General features: G+C 47.9%; 12 protein-coding genes and 1 pseudogene. 9 read left to right on the forward strand and 4 right to left on the reverse strand.

The features are described 5' to 3' along the window. Nucleotides 1-15 precede the first annotated feature (15 nt). The gene (locus QUW60_RS05200; protein ID WP_258339242.1) at nucleotides 16-267 is read left to right on the forward strand and encodes a cyclomaltodextrinase C-terminal domain-containing protein; all 252 of its coding nucleotides are present in this window, start codon (nucleotides 16-18) and stop codon (nucleotides 265-267) included. Nucleotides 268-708: 441 nt separating this feature from the next. Further along, on the forward strand, nucleotides 709-2,100 hold the full coding sequence (locus QUW60_RS05205) for an alpha-L-fucosidase (protein WP_289558967.1): 1,392 nt from the start codon (nucleotides 709-711) through the stop codon (nucleotides 2,098-2,100). 101 nt (nucleotides 2,101-2,201) lie between these two features. Here QUW60_RS05205 and QUW60_RS05210 read toward each other — a convergent pair whose 3' ends face one another. The 3 genes and pseudogenes from QUW60_RS05210 to purL form a co-directional block, all read right to left on the reverse strand. Further along, nucleotides 2,202-4,757, reverse strand: a complete 2,556-nt coding sequence (locus QUW60_RS05210) for a glycoside hydrolase family 84 protein (protein ID WP_289558905.1) — start codon at nucleotides 4,755-4,757, stop codon at nucleotides 2,202-2,204. Nucleotides 4,758-4,892: 135 nt separating this feature from the next. Then, a pseudogene (locus tag QUW60_RS05215) lies at nucleotides 4,893-5,933 on the reverse strand (branched-chain amino acid aminotransferase); the annotation flags it as partial. Between the two features lie 188 nt (nucleotides 5,934-6,121). Next, nucleotides 6,122-9,829, reverse strand: a complete 3,708-nt coding sequence (gene purL / locus QUW60_RS05220; RefSeq protein WP_289558907.1) for a phosphoribosylformylglycinamidine synthase — start codon at nucleotides 9,827-9,829, stop codon at nucleotides 6,122-6,124. A gap of 312 nt (nucleotides 9,830-10,141) precedes the next feature. Between purL and QUW60_RS05225 the strand changes: the two genes are divergently transcribed. From QUW60_RS05225 to QUW60_RS05245, 5 genes are read left to right on the forward strand one after another with little or no spacing between them, the layout of a single operon-like run. Continuing rightward, a complete protein-coding gene (locus QUW60_RS05225) occupies nucleotides 10,142-10,885 on the forward strand; it encodes a polyprenol monophosphomannose synthase (RefSeq protein ID WP_258339245.1) in 744 nt (247 codons plus the stop codon). A 12-nt stretch (nucleotides 10,886-10,897) separates the two neighbouring features. After that, on the forward strand, nucleotides 10,898-12,238 hold the full coding sequence (locus QUW60_RS05230; protein ID WP_289558909.1) for a dihydroorotase: 1,341 nt from the start codon (nucleotides 10,898-10,900) through the stop codon (nucleotides 12,236-12,238). A gap of 13 nt (nucleotides 12,239-12,251) precedes the next feature. Then, complete coding sequence (locus QUW60_RS05235; RefSeq protein WP_289558910.1) at nucleotides 12,252-13,157, forward strand: vitamin B12 dependent-methionine synthase activation domain-containing protein; 906 nt, start codon at nucleotides 12,252-12,254, stop codon at nucleotides 13,155-13,157. Nucleotides 13,158-13,173: 16 nt separating this feature from the next. Next, nucleotides 13,174-14,322, forward strand: coding sequence for a metallophosphoesterase (locus tag QUW60_RS05240; RefSeq protein ID WP_289558969.1), 1,149 nt, complete (start codon nucleotides 13,174-13,176; stop codon nucleotides 14,320-14,322). A 19-nt stretch (nucleotides 14,323-14,341) separates the two neighbouring features. After that, nucleotides 14,342-15,061, forward strand: a complete 720-nt coding sequence (locus tag QUW60_RS05245; RefSeq protein WP_258339248.1) for a lysophospholipid acyltransferase family protein — start codon at nucleotides 14,342-14,344, stop codon at nucleotides 15,059-15,061. A 409-nt stretch (nucleotides 15,062-15,470) separates the two neighbouring features. Here the strand turns inward: QUW60_RS05245 and QUW60_RS05250 are convergent, their stop codons facing one another. Then, nucleotides 15,471-16,151, reverse strand: a complete 681-nt coding sequence (locus QUW60_RS05250; RefSeq protein ID WP_258339422.1) for a DUF4369 domain-containing protein — start codon at nucleotides 16,149-16,151, stop codon at nucleotides 15,471-15,473. Nucleotides 16,152-16,350: 199 nt separating this feature from the next. Here QUW60_RS05250 and QUW60_RS05255 point away from each other — a divergent pair, with 199 nt between their 5' ends. Both QUW60_RS05255 and QUW60_RS05260 read left to right on the forward strand, forming a co-directional pair. Continuing rightward, nucleotides 16,351-18,528, forward strand: coding sequence for a S46 family peptidase (locus tag QUW60_RS05255; protein WP_289558913.1), 2,178 nt, complete (start codon nucleotides 16,351-16,353; stop codon nucleotides 18,526-18,528). A gap of 103 nt (nucleotides 18,529-18,631) precedes the next feature. Further along, the gene (locus QUW60_RS05260) at nucleotides 18,632-20,794 is read left to right on the forward strand and encodes a S46 family peptidase (protein ID WP_289558915.1); all 2,163 of its coding nucleotides are present in this window, start codon (nucleotides 18,632-18,634) and stop codon (nucleotides 20,792-20,794) included. Nucleotides 20,795-20,897 lie beyond the last annotated feature (103 nt).

The raw sequence follows: 20,897 nt of genomic DNA on the forward strand, positions 1-20,897 counted from the left end.
CAAACTAAACAACAAATGACAGAAAACAAAACGGTTAAATATCATATTCCCCAACAGGGAATATACATGTACGCTCGTATGCGTGACGGAAAAACTGGAATGATTGTACTGAACAGTACAGACCACGAACAGATTCTCTCTGCTGAGTACTACAAGCCTCTGACCAAGGATTCTAAAATGGGTAAAGAACTGTCTACTGGAAAGATGATTGACTTCTCCCAGAACCTGACGCTTTCCCCGCGCAAATCATTGATTATTGAATTTTAAGGAGAAAATTGTCTGTAAGTATTTTAAAGGCGTAGATGTGGCAAGCTTCTGCGCCTTATTTTTTGTATGTCTGCCAGACGGAATCTTCATGTTGGGCATCTGTTGTGGATAAAAACGGCTGGAGATATAGCGACGATGCGCATGTGTATCTGAAAGTCTGGGAAAAATACAATATCTGGACAACAGGCTGGAAGCATGCGGCGTCTTGAGTGGCAGGCATGTCTATGAAGAAACATTCATTTGGGCTGTTGGCGTGCATCTTTCAGCCTTCTGCAAACTTTATCTCTAGTCTGGAGATTTGTATCTCTAGGCTAGATATATATATATATTTTCAGTTTAAAGATATATGTCTTCAGGCTGAAGACAGAGGGATTGATTGCCTTTTTTTGTTTGCATGATAGGGAAGAATCATTATCTTTGTAAAAGTCAATGCCTATGAGGATGAATAAATTTTGGAAAATAAGTCTGCTGTTTTTGGGATGCTTCCTTTCCGTAAAGGCTGAATCTTCAGACAGGGAAGTGCCGGTTCCGACACGGGCGCAGGTTGTTTGGCAGGATGCTGAACTGGTGGCGGTTTTTCATTATGATTTGCATGTGTTTGATACGGCAAAATACGTGCAGACGCAAAACCGCATTACTCCGATAAGCGATGTGAATATATTTAATCCGGAGAAACTGGACACAGACCAGTGGATAAAGGCAGCGCGGGAAATGGGCGCGAAAATTGCCATTCTGACCGCTACGCACGAAACCGGTTTTGCGCTGTATCAGTCGGACGTGAATCCCTATTGCCTGAAGGCGGTGAGATGGCGCGACGGAAAAGGGGATATCGTGCGGGATTTTGTGCGTTCGTGCCGCAAGTATGGCGTTCTTCCGGGCGTATATATCGGTATCCGCTGGAACTCTTTTCTAGGGGTGCATGACTTTCTTATGCCTCAGGACGGAACGGATTTTCAGCGCAACCGTCAGGAGTTCTACAACCGTATGTGTGAAGGGATGACCCGGGAACTGATGTCCCGTTATGGAGATTTGGCGATTGTATGGTATGACGGAGGAAGTCATGGGCCGGAACTGGGCGGACCGGACATATTGCCTGTCGTAGAAAAATACCAGAAGAATATAATCTTTTACCACAACACGCAGCGGGCGGATATCCGCTGGGGCGGTTCGGAAACGGGAACTGTTCCTTATCCGTGCTGGGGAACCTATCCGTTTCCTTATTCGCATGCAAAGAATCAGGACTGTATATTCAAAGACAACAACCGTCTTTTGAAGACAGGTGATCCTGAGGGAAAGCATTATATGCCGGCGATGTCAGACACGCCTTTGCGCGGCTACAACGGACGGCACGAATGGTTTTGGGAGCCGGGAGATGAGGCTCACATTTATCCTTTGGAAGATTTGCAGCGGATGTATGAGCAGTCGGTGGGCCATAACTCCACATTGATTATAGGACTTACACCGGATAACCGGGGATTGCTTCCGGATGCGGATGTCCGGAGAATCAGGGAGTTCGGACAGTGGATAAAAGAAACATACGGCATGCCGCTAAAGGCTGTTTCGGGAAAAAGTGATATGTTGGAAATGGCATTTGATGAGGCACAGCAGATAACGCGCATTGTCTTGCAGGAAGATATCCGCCAGGGCGAACGTGTCCGTGCATATGAAATAGAGGGATTGACTTCAGACGGCTGGAAGGTTCTGGCTTCGGGTACGTGCATCGGGCATAAACGCATTGAACGTTTCGATCCTGTGTCGCTCCATGCTTTGCGGCTGAAGGTGTTGGATAGCGAGAAGACGCCGCTTATCCGTACATTTGCAGCGTATCGTTAATGTTGACGGCAAAGGCACGGATATGCAATTGAAGATGTTGGTCTGTCGTTGCGTATCCGTGCCTTCGCCGTCAAGGTTTCATGCCTTTGAGAGAAGGGGCATCAGCTTTTCGGAATGATTTCAAAAAACTCGGCCTGGCCTTCTATCTGAATCATTGTTGCCTCCGGAACAAGACTGACTTGTGCAAAAGCCGTACTGATGGAAGTTTCTGCAAGCACAGATCCGTCCGCTTTCAGTTGCTTGAGCGTAATCTTTCCGGGGAGCTGGTTCATCAGCAGTGTATAGCTTTTCGTTCCTTCCGGGATGCCGAATGCAAATGTGTCTTTATTCTTGAACGAAGTGTCCAGGCATTTGTCGAAGGCGTAGAGTACCTGTTCAGGCTGTGCTGCTCTGATGGAAAATCCGATATTTTCCAGACGGGGCGGATTTACTTCAAACGAACGGACGGAAGCGTAATTCCTTCGTCCGGAGTCAAGACGTCTGATGCGTACATAGCGTGCCTTGACGGTATCTCCTTTCCATGCGATGACATACTGCTGTTTCATATCGGGAATGAGTGCTGTCCATTGTCTGCCGTTTGCGGAACATTCCAGCACTGCATGGTCAAAATAGTCTACATCATTTACCGAATTCCTTCCCTGAAGGATCGAAACCTCGTTTACATCCCTGACACTGCCTAAATCCACTCCAATCCAGTCGCCGGCTTTTTGTCCGGAAGCGGAAGAGTAGTAAGTGGTAGAATCATTGTCGAACATAAGTCTGGTCAGTGCAGTAGCTGAATTGGCAAAAGAACTGATTCCTTTATGCAGCATGGGTTTCTGTCCCAGTATTTTTTCAAGGAAGCCATCTCCCATGTCGTTCATGGCACATTCATAGAAAGGCTGGAGCTTCATCGTTCCGCTTTTGTGTGCGTTGTATGCTTTACGGGCATCAGCACTCATCAGATTCTGCGTATATTTGTTCCAGAAAGCAGCGTTGTCTTCACCCGAACGGTAAAGTTTCATCAGTTCCAGCGCCCGTTCTCCCCGGACAGCCAGTTTGCCGAATTCTTCAAGCCATGGACGAAGTTCGTTGGCCAATTGCTTGTTGGCACATCCTTTTTCTATTTCTGCAGGAGCTTCTGCAGCCTTTTTGAACTCTGCCAATAAGGCATCGGCCTGTTCATCGGTGTAATCTTTCAGGCGGAAAGTTTTTGTTTCCCAGGACTCATCGCGCCGGTATCCAATTTCCGTGTCGGTAGAATGGATGGCAAAGGTACGGTAGGCTTCCGTTGCTTCCGGCATCAGTTCGGCCAGACCGCGTTCCCAGCTGTCCATCGGATTGTAGGCTGCTACATTCCAGGCATAGTCTGCAACGCCGTATAATGCCAGTTTGGAAGCTTCTCCATGTTCCATCGGGTTGCTTACGATTCCGCACAAGTCTTGGTTTGTCAGCGATGTGTCCAGTCCGTATGCAGGGCCTTGCATGATGATGTGTCGGGCATAATCCGTTACGGGAAAGTTCCACCAATAATAGCCGGGGCGTTTGATGCGCGTATTGAGCCATTCCATTGTTTCTTTCGTCAGGTCGCTGCATACGGCATCTCCTGTCCAAAATACATTGGTCGAAGAATCCAGGGTTTTGCCATAAATGGCCAGGCTTCCTTGAGGAGTCGGATTCGCCCAAAGTTTGGAATAGTCGGTGGGGCAGACAGTCAGCGGTGTTACATCTCCCTTTGCCTTTACGAAATCCTTGTCCAGGCGGTTGAGAAGATCCGTTTGTTTCTCCGGATTCGTACCTTCTCCTGAGATGTCATCAAAGAAGATCGCGAATGAGCGCACTCCCAGGTCGTACATCCAATTGAATTTGTTTATCAGATTCTGATAATCTTCTTCATTCCATTTGATGTCTTGTCCCGGGTGGATTGCCCACACAAAATTTACGCGGTTGCGCCGGCAGTTATCCACCAGTTCCTTGATGTTCCGGGCTTCTTCTTCCGGATACGGCAGACGCCAGTTCGGACAACTGTGGTAGGGATCGTCTTTCGGGCCGTACAGGTAAGTATTCATCTTGAACTTCCCATAAAAATCAATCAGCGACAAGCGTACTTTGTGCGACCAGGGTGTTCCGTAGAAGCCTTCTACTACACCTCGCCAGGGCAGGTCCGGATAGTCGTTGATGAGGGCATAAGGCAGTTTTCCGTTCTTGCAGGCAGGGCTTTCCAGCAATTGGCGGAGTGTTTGGATGCCGTAGAAAGCGCCTTGTTCATCATAGCCTGTGATGGAGATGCCCTTTTTGCCGATGTCCAGATGATAGGCTCCGGAAATGGCTTTTACATTTTTCTTGCGGGCTGCTTTTTCACCGAAGTCAATGGTCAGTTTCACTCCGTTGGAAGCAAGTCTGGTGAACTGGAGGTCATTGGCAAATTTCTTTTGCTTGTCTTTCAATGCGAAGCCTGGTGTAATGTCTAGAAGATTGCCTCTGTCGAGCGTTATCTGATGGGGTGTCGGACTGATGACAATGCCTTGATGGTCTGTCTTTTTACCCGGAACAGGTAAGATGTTCTGCGCTTCCGAACGTTGGGATGAAAGGTCAAAGTCGGTTTCCTGTGCGGATAAGTTACCGCATATTAATGCTCCAGCAACCCATGCCGCAAGCCATTTCTTGTTGTTTCTCATAAAGCTTGTTGTCTAATTAGGAACTTTTATTGTTGAGTAAGAAGGTTAATCAAAGGTTTTAATGTGGTACCGGTTTTGCCGGGATTCTATACATTCTCCGTATAGTCCCGGCAATTGTGTCCTTGAAGCGTCCTGTCAGTCAATCACTGTTACCCATCCGTACGGATCCGGCTCGTCGCCGTATTGGATGGCGCGCAGTTTGTGGTACAGTTTTTCGCTGATAGGTCCCGGTTTTCCGTCTTTCGCGATGACGTACGACTTCTGGTTCTCCAGATCATCGATGCGTTCGATCGGGCTGATAACGGCTGCTGTTCCGCAGGCTCCGGCTTCTTCGAATGTTGTCAGCTCTTCTTCCGGAATCGGGCGGCGTTCAACTTTCAGACCCATATCTTCAGCCAACTGCATCAGACTCCGGTTGGTGATTGACGGAAGGATGGAAGTTGAAAGCGGCGTGATGTAGGTGTTGTTCTTGATTCCGAAGAAATTGGCGGCGCCGCATTCGTCGATGTATTTCTTTTCCTTTGCGTCCAGGTAAAATTCGCTGGCATATCCGGCATCATGAGCCATCTTGTTGGCGCGGAGGCTTGCCGCATAGTTTCCTCCCACCTTGAAGGTTCCGGTTCCCAATGGGGCCGCACGGTCGTATTGGCGGATAATGACATAGGGGTTGGTTGCGAAGCCGCCTTTGAAGTACGGGCCTACAGGAGTGACAAATACCACGAACAAGTATTCTTTGGCAGGATGAACGCCGACTTGAGCGCCTGTACCGATGAGCAGCGGACGGATGTAGAGCGAGGCGCCGCTTTCGTACGGCGGAATGAAGCGTTCGTTGGCTTTCACCACCTTCTTTACGGCTTCGCAGAACATTTCAGTCGGAAACTCAGGCATCAGAATCCCGCGGCAAGTGCTTTGCAGGCGTTCGGCATTTGCTTCCGGGCGGAAGATGCGGATTTTGCCGTCTTTCCCGCGGTAAGCCTTCAGACCTTCAAATGCTTCCTGTCCATAGTGGAGGCAAGTAGCGGCCATATGGATGTTCAGCGTTTCTTCTGAGCAAAGTTCCAGTTCTCCCCATTTCCCGTCGCGATAATAGCATCGCACGTTGTAATCTGTCTTCATGTAGCCGAATGACAGATTCGACCAGTCAATTTCTTTCATTGTTATTTGAATTTTAAGTGTTTTCCTTTTTTGTGCGAAAGCAAAAGTACATTATTTTTTACATAAAACAATGTTTGTCCGTCGTTTTTTTGACATTTCATCATTCCGGCTTGTCAAAAGAAACACGGTACCATCGCGTTTGTGAAAACTCGATGATACCGTGCAGCATTGTTCCTTTATTCATTCTCCTGAAAAGGAGAACGGGAGATTCATTTCTTTATTTGCGCTTCAACCCATTTTCGTGCGTTCACGAATGCTTCCATCCACGGAGTGATCTGGTCTTCATGGATACGTCCGGCGGGATAGCAGGCATTGTTCCAGGGGAAACATGCACGTTCCAGATGAGGCATCATTGCCAGATGGCGTCCGTCCTGGCTGGCGATACCTGCCACACTGTAGTCTGATCCGTTCGGATTGCCCGGATACTCGTCGTAAGAGTATTTCAGTACGACATTGTAGTGGTCTTCCGGATAAGGGAGTGAGAATTTGCCTTCTCCATGGGCAACCCATATGCCCAGTTTTGAGCCGCTTAACGAACCGAACATTACGCTGCGGTTCATCGGAACAGTCACACCGAGGAATGCTGATTCGAACTTGTGTGAATCATTATGCAGCATTTTGCCTTTCTTCTCGTCTTCCGGAGTTATCAGCCCCAGTTCCATCATCAGCTGGCATCCGTTGCATACGCCCAATGACAAGGTGTCTTTGCGTGCATAGAACTTGTCGAGCGCAGCTTTTGCTTTCGGATTGAACAGGAAGCTTCCTGCCCATCCCTTGGCAGATCCTAAGACATCGGAATTGGAGAAACCTCCGCAGAATACAATCATGTTGATGTCTTCCAGCGTTTCGCGTCCGCTGACGAGGTCGGTCATCGTAACATCCTTTACGTCAAAGCCGGCCAGATAGAGCATATAAGCCATTTCGCGCTCGCCGTTTGTTCCTTTTTCACGGATGATGGCTGCCTTTATTCCGCTTGGAGTGCGGCGGTCGGGATTCAGTCCGAACTGCGACAGCTTGCCGGTAAAGCTCGGGTCGAAAGCGAATTCAAGCGGCTGCTTCTTGTAGTTTTCAAAGCGTTTCTTTGCGCAGCCGTTCATGCTTTGCTTGCGGTCGAGCAGGTAGGAGGATGAGTACCATACATCGCGCAGATAATCGATTCCGAACTGATAAGTGGCATCTTCGTGTGAAACGAGGATGTGACGTTCTTCGCTCGGCACACCTAATTTGATATATCCTACTCCGGCCTCTTCCAGAATCTTCTTCACTTCATGCTTGTGCTTGTCGGCCACCTGAATTACGATACCCGGGTTTTCTGCAAAGAGGATTTTCACGATGTCATCGCACTTGAACTTGTTGAGGTTGATTTCCATACCTCCGTCCATGTTGGCGAAGCACATTTCGAGCAGCGTTGTGATGAGTCCTCCGGCTGAAATGTCGTGTCCCGCCAGAATCAGGCCTTCATTCACCAGTTTCTGAACCGCCATGAAAGCGTCGCGGAAGTATTCCGGGCTCTGTACAGTCGGCACGTCATCGCCTACCTTATTGAGGGATTGCGCAAAGGCCGAGCCTCCCAGGCGCAGCTGGTCGAAACTGAAGTCGATATGATAGAATGTAGTTTTCGGATTGTTTACCATTACCGGAGAAACGACTTTCCTGATGTCGGAAACCTCGCCTCCAGCTGATACGATAACAGTTCCCGGGCTGATGATCTTTTCTCCGTCCGGATATTTCTGGGTCATTGACAGCGAGTCTTTTCCTGTCGGCACGTTGATCTGAAGCGCACAGCAGAAATCCGACAAAGCCTTGACTGCCGTATACAGGCGTGCGTCTTCGCCTTCCTGCGAACGGCAAGGCCACATCCAGTTGGCTGAAAGCGACAGGCTGTTCATTCCGTCGGCAAGCGGAGCCCAAACGATGTTGGTAAGCGCTTCGGAAACAGCCAATACGGAACCGGCTGCCGGGTTGGCGAGAGCAGCCTGAGGAGCATGTCCGAGTGCTGTGGCGATACCTTTCTCTCCGCGATAGTCGAGAGCCACGACACCGCAGTCGCTCAACGGCAACTGGAGCTCTCCCTGGCATTGCTGGCGTGCGATTTTTCCGGTGACTGAGCGGTCTACCTTGTTGGTGAGCCAGTCTTTGCAGGCAACAGCTTCCAGCTGAAGGACACGGTTCAGATATTCGTCCAGTTTGGATGCTTCGTAAGTGACGTTTTCATAATGGCGTTCTACTGTTTTGTCCACCATGTATGTTTTCGGCGAAGAGCCGAACATCTGGTCAACCGCCAGGTCAAACGGACGTACGCCGTCGGCTTGTTCAAAGGCAAAGCGGTGGTCGCCTGTCGTTTCGCCTACCACGTACATCGGAGCACGTTCGCGTTCGGCAATCTTCTGCACGTGTTCGATGGATTTCTCTTCAATCAGCAGTCCCATGCGTTCCTGCGATTCGTTGGCGATGATTTCCTTTGCCGACAATGTTTCGTCGCCGATCGGCAGTTTGTCCATGTGGATCAGACCGCCGCAGTCTTCCACCAGCTCCGACAAGCAGTTTACGTGTCCAGCCGAGCCGTGGTCGTGGATCGAAACAATCGGATTCTGGTCTTCTTCACATAAAGCGCGTACCACGTTGTATGCGCGTTTTTGCATTTCTGCATTTGCACGCTGTACGGCGTTCAGCTCGATACCGGAAGAATAGCGTCCTGTGTCAACCGACGATACGGAGCCTCCTCCCAGGCCAATGCGGTAGTTGTCGCCGCCCAGTACTACGATTTCATCGCCGGCTTCGGGAGTCCCTTTCAGGCAATCACGTTTTGTGCCGTAGCCTACGCCTCCTGCCAGCATGATTACTTTGTCGTAAGCATATTTTTCTCCGTTTTCCTGATGTTCGAATGTCAGTACTGAACCGCAGATCAGCGGCTGTCCGAATTTGTTTCCGAAGTCAGACGCTCCGTTCGATGCTTTGATGAGAATCTGTTCTGGGGTTTGGTACAGCCATTTGCGCACGGGCAGGATGTTTTCCCATTCGCGGTCTTCTTCGGTGCGCGGATAAGAAGTCATGTAGACAGCCGTACCGGCAATCGGCCATGATCCCTTGCCTCCTCCCATACGGTCGCGGATTTCTCCTCCTGTACCTGTGGAAGCACCGTTGAACGGTTCTACAGTTGTCGGGAAGTTATGTGTTTCGGCTTTGAGCGAGATAACGGTTTTGATATCTTTTATGATGAAGTAGTCGGAAGTGGAATGATCTTTCGGAGCAAACTGTTCTACAACGGGTCCTTCTGCAAAAGCCACATTATCCTTATAAGCGGAAATGATCTTGTTCGGGTTTTCCTTGGTTGTTTTCTTTATCATCTGGAAGAGCGATGATTCCATTTCCTTTCCGTCAATAATGAACGTTCCGCCGAATATTTTATGGCGGCAATGTTCGGAATTGATTTGAGCGAACCCGAAAACTTCCGAGTCGGTCAGCCTGCGTCCCAAATCTTTTTCAACCTTCTTCAGATAGTCCATTTCCTCTTTCGAGAGTGCCAGACCTTCCTTTTCGTTGTATTCTTCGAGGTTGTCGATATATACAATGGGTTGGGGCTTGATGTTTATGGTGAATATATTCTGGTCGAGCCCATGATACATGCGTTGCAGCATCGGGTCATGGTCTGCGTTTTCATCTTTCACAGGAAAATATTCTTCGATACGGCGTATGCCGCTGAGTCCCATATTCTGCGTGATCTCTACAGCGTTGGTACTCCATGGAGTAATCATTTCGCGCCGAGGGCCTACAAACCAGCCTTTCAGGTTCTCTTCGCTTTCCGTGGCAGCGTCACCGTAGAGCCAGCATAATTTTTTGATGTCTTCAGAGTTCAGTTCCTGACTGCATTCCGTTGCAATCACGCTTTGGGATGGTGTTCTGAAAAATAGAATCATAGCACTTTTATAATTAAAATGAATTATCAAAGAAATTTATGTGCAAAGGTACATAATTAGCTGGAATAAAACGAAGAATTTTATCAAAATGCGGTCTGCGGCATTAAAATTCCGGCGGTGTTCGGAGAGGAAGATGGCGGCTGTACGGCTTTGTCTGTTTTTCTTTTCACTCCGTTTGCCGTTTCCGGAACGTTTTGGGATTTGTTTGTTCATCTGTTTAGATGAATATGCCTTCCTTTTTTTGAATGGCATCTGATAGTTTGTAACAAAACTTTCCGTATCTTTGCCCTAATATAATTTGTGAGCAGAGATATGCAGACGAGTGACAGCATTGTGATTATTCCTACCTATAATGAAAAGGAAAATATAGAAAATATTATCAGGGCAGTGTTCGGACTGGAGAAGTGTTTTCATATTCTGGTTATAGAAGACAATTCGCCAGACGGTACAGCCGGCATTGTACGCAGGTTGCAGGCAGAGTTTCCTGCGCGGCTTTTTATGATTGAACGGAAAGGCAAGCTGGGATTGGGCACGGCATATATTACCGGCTTCAAGTGGGCCATTCAGCATCACTATGACTATGTGTTTGAAATGGATGCCGATTTCAGTCACAATCCGAATGACCTGCCGCGCCTTTATAAAGCCTGTCACGATGAAGGGGCGGATGTTTCGATAGGTTCCCGTTATGTCAGCGGGGTGAATGTCGTGAATTGGCCCATGGGACGGGTACTTATGTCGTATTTTGCTTCAAAATACGTGAGATTCATCACGAGGCTGCCCATTCACGATACCACGGCCGGATTTGTGTGTTACCGCAGACAGGTGCTTGAAACAATCCGTCTTGACTGCATCCGTTTCAAGGGGTATGCCTTTCAGATAGAAATGAAGTTTACGGCATATAAATGCGGATTCCAGATTACGGAGGTGCCGGTGATTTTCATTAACCGTGAGTTGGGCACTTCAAAAATGAACAGCAGCATCTTTGGTGAGGCGGTATTCGGTGTCATTCAGCTCAAATGGGACAGCTGGTTCAAAAAATATCCGAAAAAACAGTAAAAACGGACAATTATGAAACGTACTTTGATACATCATGCAACGATTGTAAACGAAGGAACCCGCTTCGCCGGTTCGGTCGTAATAGAAGGAGAGAAGATAAAGGAAGTGCTTCGAGGGGACACTTGTCCGTCGGTTCCGTGCGATGAGGCAATAGATGCGCATGGCGCATTTCTCATTCCGGGAGTAATTGATGACCACGTGCACTTTCGTGATCCCGGACTGACGCATAAGGCTGATATGGCTACGGAAACGGCTGCCGCTGCTGCTGGAGGCGTGACTTCATTTATGGATATGCCCAACTGCAATCCGCAGACCACTACGCTTGAAGCGTTGGAAAACAAGTTCGCGGATGCGGAAAAGAAATGTGTGGTGAACTATTCTTTTTATTTTGGAGCTACAAACAGCAATGCGGATTTGTTGAAGCAGCTTGACAGAAGCCGTGTGTGCGGGGTGAAGCTTTTCATGGGGGCAAGCACGGGAAATATGCTGGTGGATCGTATGGAAACATTGCGCCGGATTTTTTCGGAAGCAGGCATGCTGATTGCCACACATTGTGAGGACCAGAACGTCATTCGCAGGAATACGGAAATCTTCAAGGAAAAATACGGTGGCGATCCTGACATTTCCTGCCATCCGCTTATTCGGAGCGAAGAGGCTTGTTGGGCATCGTCGTCACTGGCCGTCCGTCTTGCTGAAGAAACGGGAGCCCGGCTGCATATCCTTCATGTGAGTACAGCCCGCGAACTGGAGCTGTTTGAAGATAAGCCGCTCCGTGAAAAACGCATCACGGCTGAGGCGTGTGTGTCGCATCTGTTTTTCTGCGATGAAGACTACAAGGTGTTGGGAACGCGCATCAAATGCAATCCGAGCATTAAGACGCGGCAGGACCGTGATGCCTTGCGTGCTGCTTTGCGGACAAACCGTATTGATGTCATCGGCACGGATCATGCTCCTCATTTGTTGAGCGAGAAGCAGGGGGGAGCGTTGAAAGCTGTATCGGGTATGCCTACTTTGCAATTCTCGCTGGTGAGCGTTTGCGAACTTGTGCGTGAAGGGGTAATCAGTATGGAGCAGCTGGTTCAGAAGATGTGTCATGCGCCGGCCGAACTGTTCCAGATCAAAGGGCGCGGATATATTCGTCCGGGATATCAGGCAGACCTTGTTCTGCTGAATCCGGATTGTGAATGGACGGTTACGCCGGAATGCATTGAAAGCAGATGCGGATGGAGTCCGATGGAGGGACGTATTTTCCATTCAAAGGTGGAAAAGACCATAGTTAATGGCAGTCTGGTTTACTCTGACGGACGGGTAGACAAATCGCACCGGGGCCAGGCTTTGTTTTTTGAACGTTAACACATGATTTTGTATGCAGACAGGAATCACAACGGTTACTTATCGGGTTCATGAGTTGGTTGAATACATCAATTGGATTTATTTTTTTCATGCGTGGGGATTCCAACCGCGTTTTGCAACCATTGCGGATATCCATGGATGTGATGCTTGCCGCGCAGGATGGTTGGCTTCCTTCCAGACAAATGACCGCCAGAAGGCTTCCGAGGCTATGCAGTTGCATAAAGAAGCGATGCGGATGCTACGGTCTCTTGATGAAGAATTCCGTGTTTATGCTGTGTATAAACTGATGGATGCCAATTCGGATGGGGATAATTTGCTGCTGGACGGAACTGTGTTCCCGTTGCTCCGTCAGCAGACTCGCATCGCTCCGGACAATCCGTTTCTTTGTTTGAGTGATTTTGTCCGTCCGCTTTCGTCGGGCATCTGTGATACTGTGGGAGGATTTGCAACAACGGTTGATCCGACTATGGAGGAGCTTTATCAGAACGATGACTTCAAATGCCTGCTTGTAAAGACATTGGCCGAACGTCTGGCTGAGGCCGCAGCCGAGAGGACACATGAACTGGTCCGTAAGGAAGTGTGGGGATACGCAAAAGATGAGAACTTGACGATAAAGCAGTTGCTGAGGGAAGATTATCAGGGAATCCGTCCGGCGGTAGGCTATCCTTCCTTGCCAGACATTTCTGTGAGCTTTCTGCTCGACCGGCTGATTGACATGAAACGTATCGGTATCCGCTTGACTGAAAACGGGATGATGTATCCTCACGCTTCGGTTTGCGGACTGATGTTTGCTCACCCTGCTTCAAAGTACTTTTCTGTAGGAAAAATCGGTCTGGACCAGTTGCAGGACTATGCCCTTCGCAGAGGTATGTCTGTAGAAGATATGAAGAAATACCTGGCGGCTAATTTGCAAAATTGAAAATAGAGTAACGATGATGATATTGCTGAGAGTTTTAATTCTTTTTCTGGTTCTTCTGCTGTTGCCTGACTGGTATATCTACCGTTCATATATACGCAGGTTGAAGAACAATAAGATGAGGCGGCTGTACTGGCTTCCTTCCGTTGTCCTTCTGGCGGGTCTGTTAGTCTTTATAGCCGCAGGCGAAGCTTTGCATGGCTGTTTGGGCATTTACCTTGTCGTCGCTTTGTGTCTGTCTGTTCCAAAAGCTGTATTTGCTCTTCTCAGTTTGTTCTTGAAAGGTGCAGGGCGGTTGTTCCGGATTCAGATTCCGCATGGATGGATTTCCTCATTTGCTGCGTTTGCCACGTTTGCATATGTTCTTTTCGGGGCGGTTGAGGGAAAAGAGTTTTTTCAGGTAAAGGAAGTAGAGTTTGTTTCTCCTGATTTGCCTGAAGCCTTTGACGGTTACCGCATTCTGCAACTTTCAGACATTCACTCGGGCAGTTGGAAAGGAAACGGAGAGGCCATTCGTCGGGCCGTAGAGATTTGCAATCAGCAAAAAGCGGATGTGATTGTCTTTACGGGGGATTTGGTGAACAGCCGTGCAAGTGAACTTCCGGAGTTTATGCCGTTGCTTTCTGATCTGAAAGCGGACGACGGAGTTTTTTCTATCGTCGGGAATCATGATTATGGCACTTATGTGCATTGGAATTCAGACGCAGAGCGTGAAGCCAATTTTCAGAAGCTTATAGCTGAAGAAAAGCAGATGGGATGGGATGTGCTTTTGAACGAGCACCGCATTTTGCGCCGCGGCAATGATTCGATTGCGCTTGTAGGAGTAGAGAACAGCGGAAATCCTCCTTTTCCGGATTATGCGGATCTGCCGCGTGCCTTGAAAGGAACAGAAGGTTTGTTCAAGGTGCTTCTTAGCCATGATCCGACGCATTGGAGGCGCAGCGTACTGCCCGAAACAGACATTCAACTGATGCTGTCGGGGCATACTCATGATATGCAGGTGAGCGTGTTTGGCTTTTCTGCCTCTCAGTTTGTTTATCCGGAACACCGCGGCATGTATCTTGAGGAAGGACGCGGACTTTATGTCAATGTTGGGTTAGGGTTTGTGCTCTTTCCTTTCCGCCTCGGATCGTGGCCCGAAATCACTGTAATAACTTTAAGAAGATAACATCAAAATAAAAATAATTATGAGAATCTTATACATCATTTATCAAATTTGTATCGGGCTTCCCATTTTTCTGGTCCTTACGTTGCTGACGGCTCTTACCACGATGCTGGGATGCTGGTTGGGCGACGGTCATTTCTGGGGATATTATCCCGGTAAAATATGGTCGCAGTTGACGTGTTGGGTATTTTTACTTCCCGTGAAGGTGGAAGGGCACGAGCATATTGACCATAATACTTCTTATGTATTTGTCGCCAATCATCAGGGAGCTTTTGATATTTTTCTGATTTACGGATTTTTAGGGAGAAATTTCAAATGGATGATGAAGCAGAGTCTGCGCAATATTCCGCTTGTGGGAAAGGCATGCCAGTCGGCTGGATTCATTTTCGTAGACCGTTCCAGTCCGCGTCAGATATACAGAACGATCAAGTATGCGGAGCGTATTTTGCAAGGCGGTACCTCGCTGGTTGTATTTCCGGAAGGGCGGCGCACGTTTACCGGTCAAATGAATCCTTTTAAGAAAGGTGCATTTTTCCTGGCCGATCAGCTCCAGCTTCCGGTTGTTCCGATGACGATCAGCGGTTCGTTCGATATTTTGCCCCGTACCGGCAAGCTTCTGCATTGGCATCCGCTGAAGCTGACCATCCACAAGCCTATTTATCCGGTGGGAAAAGGAGATGAAAATCTGAACATGTTGATGGAGAAGTCGCGCGAGATGATAGCAGGCGGCTTTTCGGAATAATTGGTCGCTTTCATATGTCTTGACCGAAATCGGAAAAGCATGCGAAACCCAACAGGAGAAAGATTTTATGGACTTTGATTGTATCTCTCCTGTTGGGTTTCTGTTTTTAGTCCTTTCTGACGCACACGACACATCCTCAAATATCTTTTCATTTTTCTGCGTCTGTTGTGTTGCGTATGACGCGGCATGGATTGCCCTCCTGAAGGAACACTGGGAAGAGTATCTTTTGTTGCGACACTTCCTGCGTCTATAATGCTTTTCGTGTTTGCTTCCATTCAAATAGTCATGCAACCCGTTTGCCCTTGCAAAGGCAATGACGTGAAAGAATAAGCGCAATACTGATTAACGGCCATTCTTTCAATGCGATAATGGAAGTCTGTGCGGCGGCTTGCGCTCCCATCTGTTTTGTCTACTTCATATGCGCTTCCGCAGCGTCGATGTAGGCCTTAACTCTGAAATCATTGGTGAACTTTTCCGGAGCGCCGTCGATGATTTCTTTCATGAGCGGGGTAAGCATCGGATAAGGCAGGCTGTAGCCTATCATGATGAACAAACCGGGACCCAACACATTGTCATAATTGTCTTTTATGAAGCCTTTGGTCAGTTGGTTCATCTCTTCTGTAAGGGCTTTGCGCTTTCCGTCAATTGCGTTATGAACTTCTTCAAGGCTTTTCCCGTCCATAATCATCCGGCTTTCTTCGTGGTTCACTTCATAAAAGCGGTCATCGAGCGAGTTCTTTTTCATGATAAACTCGTTGAAGCTGTTGTTCAGTGGAGTTCCCTTGATCACAATTCCCGCATTGTCTATCTGAATGTCAATGTTTCCGGGTTCTATGACAACCGGCATGATGCAGTCTTCGTCCATATACAGGGACGCCAAGACTGTAGAGTCCACTTTTCCTTTCATCTTGAAGAGTCCGTGAATGACTTCGGCTGAATCTATGTTCACAACTTTGTCCCCCGACTGCACTTTGATGAAAAGCATCTTACCGTCTAACACTGATACAGAAGAAGTCCCCTCTATCTTGTATTTCTTGCTGCAAGAAGCGCATATAAGTGCGCAGAACAGAAAAAAATAAAGTTTATACATGCGTAAACCGTTTAAATTCTGAGGCAAAGGTAAGATGTTTCGGGAACGGATAGAAATAAATTATCAAAATTTATACATAGATAGTGGTTTATTACCCTTTTGCGGTTAAGAAACGTTCTTGTGTGCTTTTTTTTACTATTTTTGTGCAGCCCTTTGTGGGATGCAAGACTTAAATTATTAATTGCAATTTGTTATAAAGATGAAAAAAATTAAAGTATTGGCAATGGCACTGATTTGTGCCGTATTCTCTCCGGTAAAGGCCGATGAGGGCATGTGGCTGCTCCAGCTTATGCAGGAACAGAATCTGGCAGACCGGATGAAGGCTCAGGGGATGAAAATGGATGTCACTGATATCTACAGCGCGGATAAGGTGACTTTGAAGGATGCCGTCGGCATCTTCGGACGTGGATGTACGGGTGAAATTATTTCGCCTAACGGACTGATTCTGACAAACCACCATTGTGGGTATGATGCAATCCAGCAGCACAGTTCGGTAGACCACGATTATCTGACGAACGGATTCTGGGCAAAGAGCTATCAGGAAGAACTGCCCACTCCGGGACTGACGTTCAAGTTTGTGGAGCGGATTGTGGATGTAACCGATCTGGTGAACGAAGACATAAAGAAAAAGAAGGTGACCGAAGCAGAATCTTTTGGAGCAAAATACCTGAAAGAACTTGCCGACAAGCAATTGAAGAAAAGTGACTTGAAAGGCAAGCCGGGAATTTCTGCCCTGGCCTTGCCGTTTTATGCGGGCAACAAATATTATCTCTTCTTTATCAAGACATACAGCGACGTGCGTATGGTTGCCGCTCCTCCTTCATCGATAGGCAAGTTCGGAGGCGAAACCGACAACTGGATGTGGCCGCGCCATACATGCGATTTTTCCATGTTCCGCATCTATGCAGACAAAGACGGAAACCCGACTGAGGAATATAAGGAAACGAACGTGCCGCTCAAGGTGAAGAAATACCTGACTATTTCGCTGAAGGGACTGCAGGAAGGCGACTATGCCATGATTATGGGATTCCCCGGAAGCACAAGCCGTTATTTGACGGAAAGCGAAGTGCGTTTGCGGATGGACGGTACGAATATACCGCGGATTACAGTAAGAGAAGCGCGTTTGGGCGTTTTGCGTAAAGAGATGGCTGCCAGCGATAAAATCCGTATCCAGTACGCCAGCAAGTTCGCTTCGTCAAGCAACTATTGGAAGAATTCGATAGGCATGAACAAGGCGATTGTTGACAATAAGGTGCTTGATGCGAAAGCCGAACAGGAAATGAAGTTCCTGGAGTTTGCCGAAAAGAAGCAGAATGAGGACTATAAGGCTGTTGTAAGCAAAATTAATGATTATGTTGCCCGGATCGCTCCTTTGCAGACGCAGATGACTTATTTCTCCGAAACATTCCGGAGCGGAATTGAATTTGCCGGATATACTGCGGTGAACAGCAGTGTTGAAGCTTTGGCCAAGGCTCTGGACAAGAACAAGAAGAAAGATATCGAAAAGGCTCTCGACGGGTTGAAGGAAACTTATGCGGAGATTCACAATAAGGATTATGATCATGAGGTAGACCGCAAGGTGGCTAAGATACTGATCCCGCTGTATATGGCCAGTGTGCCTGCTGATGCGCTTCCTGCCTTTTATGGAACCATAAAGGATGAGTTCAAGGGCGATTTCAACGCTTATATTGATGCGCTTTACAACAATACGATTTTTGCGAACGAGAAAAACTTCAACGCCTTTATGGCTAACCCTACAGTAGAAGCGCTTGAAAAAGACTTGGCCGTACAGTACGCTGAAACTGTAGGCAATAAATATGGTGAAATTGCTGGCAGAATAGGAAAGGCGAGCGGTGACATTGATCTGCTTCATAAAACTTATGTGCGCGGACTGTGTGAGATGTATGCTCCGACTCCAAAGGCTCCGGACGCAAACTTTACGATCCGTCTTACGTATGGAAATGTGAAGTCGTACGATCCCAAAGACGGTATCCATTATAAATATTATACCACGTTGAAGGGCGTGATGGAAAAAGAAGATCCGAAAAATCCGGAGTTCGTGGTTCCTGAAAAGCTGAAGGAACTGTATGCGACAAAGAATTACGGACGTTATGCGCTTCCTAACGGCGAGATGCCGGCTTGTTTTCTGACGACCAACGATATTACAGGCGGCAATTCGGGCTCTCCGGTAATGAACGGAAACGGCGAGCTTATCGGTGCTGCGTTCGACGGCAATTGGGAATCGCTTTCAGGCGACATTAATTTCGACAATAACTTGCAGCGTTGCATTGCTGTAGATATCCGTTATGTGCTGTTTATTGTTGAGAAGCTGGGAGGATGCAAGAACTTGATTGACGAAATGACTATCGTTGAGTAGTTTCTTGTTCATTCTTTAGTGCAGAGAGGGTGTGTCATGTGAAGACTGTATGAAACGGCATGCCCTCTTTGTTCATTTATTTTATCAGATAAACTTTTATGCCATGAAGAAAACTTGTTTCTTGTTTCTGTTTTCAGCTTTTGTCCTTGCGGGGCAAGCTGATGAGGGAATGTGGATGCTGACTGATTTGAAACAGCAGAATGCTGCCGTCATGCAGGATTTGGGGCTGGATATCAGCATTGACAAAGTATATTGTCCAGAGAATGTGAGCCTGAAGGATGCTGTGGTACACTTTGGAGGAGGCTGCACGGGAGAGGTGATTTCATCTGAAGGACTGGTGCTGACCAATCACCATTGTGGTTATGGATACATCCAGCAGCACAGTTCGGTGGAGCATGATTACCTGACCGACGGGTTCTGGGCCATGACACGTGAGCAGGAACTGCCGTGTGAGGGGTTGAGCGTGACATTCATCGACCGGATTCTGGATGTGACTTCTTACGTAGAGGAGCAGCTGAAAAAAGATGAGGATCCGGACGGAACAAATTATCTGTCGCCTTCGTATCTGGAGAAGGTTGCAAAACGTTTTGCCGACAAGGAGCGGATTGCAACCGATGAATTTACGACATTGGAGCTGAAACCGTTTTACGGGGCGAACAAGTATTATCTGTTTGTCAAAACCGCATACAAAGATGTACGTATGGTTGGCGCGCCTCCGTCTTCCATCGGCAAGTTTGGCGCCGATACGGACAACTGGATGTGGCCGCGTCATTGCGGCGATTTTTCGATGTTCCGCATTTATGCCTCGAAAGACGGGAAGCCGGCTGTCTACAATGCAGAGAATGTGCCTTTGAAAGTGAAGAAGCACCTTTCGATAAACATGCAAGGAGTGAAAGAGGGCGATTTTACTTTTGTGATGGGATTTCCTGGAAAGAACTGGAGATACATGATCAGCGATGAAGTGGAAGAGCGGATGAACACGACCAATTTCATGCGCGATACAATCCGCGGGGTACGTCTGCGGACTTTGGGCGAGGAGATGCGGAAGGATGACAGGACGCGCATCCAATATGCGGCCAAGTATGCTTCTTCGGCAAATTACTGGAAGAATGCAATTGGGATGAACGAAGGGCTGGTGAAGCTGAAAGTGCTTGACAAGAAGAAAAAGCAGCAGGAAGAACTGCTGGCTTACGGACGCGAAACAGGAAATGCGGCATGGAACGAGGCTTACGAAAGCATCCGTAAGATTGTGAAGAAACGCTTTCCTTACGTTTATCATCAGCAGGCCATCTATGAAGCTCTGATGCTGGGAACGGAATTTTACAAGGTGCCGGATACGGACGCTCTGCTCAAAGCCCTGAAGAATGGAAATTCAAAGGAGATAGCAGAGGCTGTAAAGGGACTGGGAAAAGAGGGAAACAAGTTCTTCAACAAGGACTACAATCTCTCTGTCGACCGGAAAGTGTCCAAACGTTTGATCGCGCTTTATGCCCGACTGATACCTTCTGACCAGCGGATCAGTATATTTAAGGTGATTGATGCCCGGTTTGGGGGAAATGTGGATGCGTTTGTGGATGCTTGCTTCGATACTTCCATATTCCGCAGCCGTGAGGCCTTGGAAGCATTCTTGAAGAACCCGGATGCAGAAACATTGGCGAACGATTTGATGGTGCAGTATGCCCGTTCGGTCAAGGAGGGGTATGAGCATACAAGCAATGCGATGAAAGAGGAAACCGATGCGTACAATCGCGCGCATAAGACATGGGTAGCGGGTATGGTTGAACTGAAGCGGAAAAAGCATGAGCCGGTTTATCCGGACGCCAATTCTACGCTGAGGCTGACTTACGGCAAGATCGGGTCTTACGAGCCGGCTGACGCGAAAGAGTATCTGTACTTTACAACGCTGGAAGGTGTAATGGAGAAGGAAGATCCCGACAATCCGGAGTTTGTGGTTCCTGCCCGCCTGAAGAAACTTTACGAAGAAAAGGATTTCGGTCCGTATGCCATGTCCGACGGACGGATGCCTGTATGCTTCGTGACGGCAACGGACAATACGGGCGGAAATTCCGGCTCACCGGTATTCAATGCGAAGGGTGAACTGATCGGTACGGCCTTCGACCGCAACTATGAAGGGCTTACGGGAGATATCGCCTATAATCCCCAGTTGCAGCGTGCCGCATGTGTAGACATCCGCTATACCTTGTTCATTATTGACAAGTATGCCGGAGCATCGCATCTGATAGATGAAATGACCATTGTTCATTGATTCTCTTGGGCTGCGGACAATCCTTAGAAGGGTGTGCCGAAACGCAAATTTTCATTTTTCAATATGACATTACTTTTTTTGACAGCCCAATTTTGTTTTGATA

Origin of the sequence: Bacteroides gallinaceum, from assembly GCF_030373775.1 — a bacterium.
GTDB classification, from domain to species: domain Bacteria; phylum Bacteroidota; class Bacteroidia; order Bacteroidales; family Bacteroidaceae; genus Phocaeicola; species Phocaeicola excrementipullorum.

Bases quoted from the DNA above. Each gene is read 5' to 3' on its own strand.
- purL (WP_289558907.1), bottom strand. From the start codon at position 9,829: ATGATTCTATTTTTCAGAACACCATCCCAAAGCGTGATTGCAACGGAA.
- QUW60_RS05230 (WP_289558909.1), top strand. From the start codon at position 10,898: ATGAAACGTACTTTGATACATCATGCAACGATTGTAAACGAAGGAACC.
- QUW60_RS05255 (WP_289558913.1), top strand. From the start codon at position 16,351: ATGAAAAAAATTAAAGTATTGGCAATGGCACTGATTTGTGCCGTATTC.
- QUW60_RS05210 (WP_289558905.1), bottom strand. From the start codon at position 4,757: ATGAGAAACAACAAGAAATGGCTTGCGGCATGGGTTGCTGGAGCATTA.
- QUW60_RS05260 (WP_289558915.1), top strand. From the start codon at position 18,632: ATGAAGAAAACTTGTTTCTTGTTTCTGTTTTCAGCTTTTGTCCTTGCG.
- QUW60_RS05235 (WP_289558910.1), top strand. From the start codon at position 12,252: ATGCAGACAGGAATCACAACGGTTACTTATCGGGTTCATGAGTTGGTT.
- QUW60_RS05205 (WP_289558967.1), top strand. From the start codon at position 709: ATGAATAAATTTTGGAAAATAAGTCTGCTGTTTTTGGGATGCTTCCTT.
- QUW60_RS05240 (WP_289558969.1), top strand. From the start codon at position 13,174: ATGATATTGCTGAGAGTTTTAATTCTTTTTCTGGTTCTTCTGCTGTTG.
- QUW60_RS05200 (WP_258339242.1), top strand. From the start codon at position 16: ATGACAGAAAACAAAACGGTTAAATATCATATTCCCCAACAGGGAATA.
- QUW60_RS05245 (WP_258339248.1), top strand. From the start codon at position 14,342: ATGAGAATCTTATACATCATTTATCAAATTTGTATCGGGCTTCCCATT.
- QUW60_RS05250 (WP_258339422.1), bottom strand. From the start codon at position 16,151: ATGTATAAACTTTATTTTTTTCTGTTCTGCGCACTTATATGCGCTTCT.
- QUW60_RS05225 (WP_258339245.1), top strand. From the start codon at position 10,142: ATGCAGACGAGTGACAGCATTGTGATTATTCCTACCTATAATGAAAAG.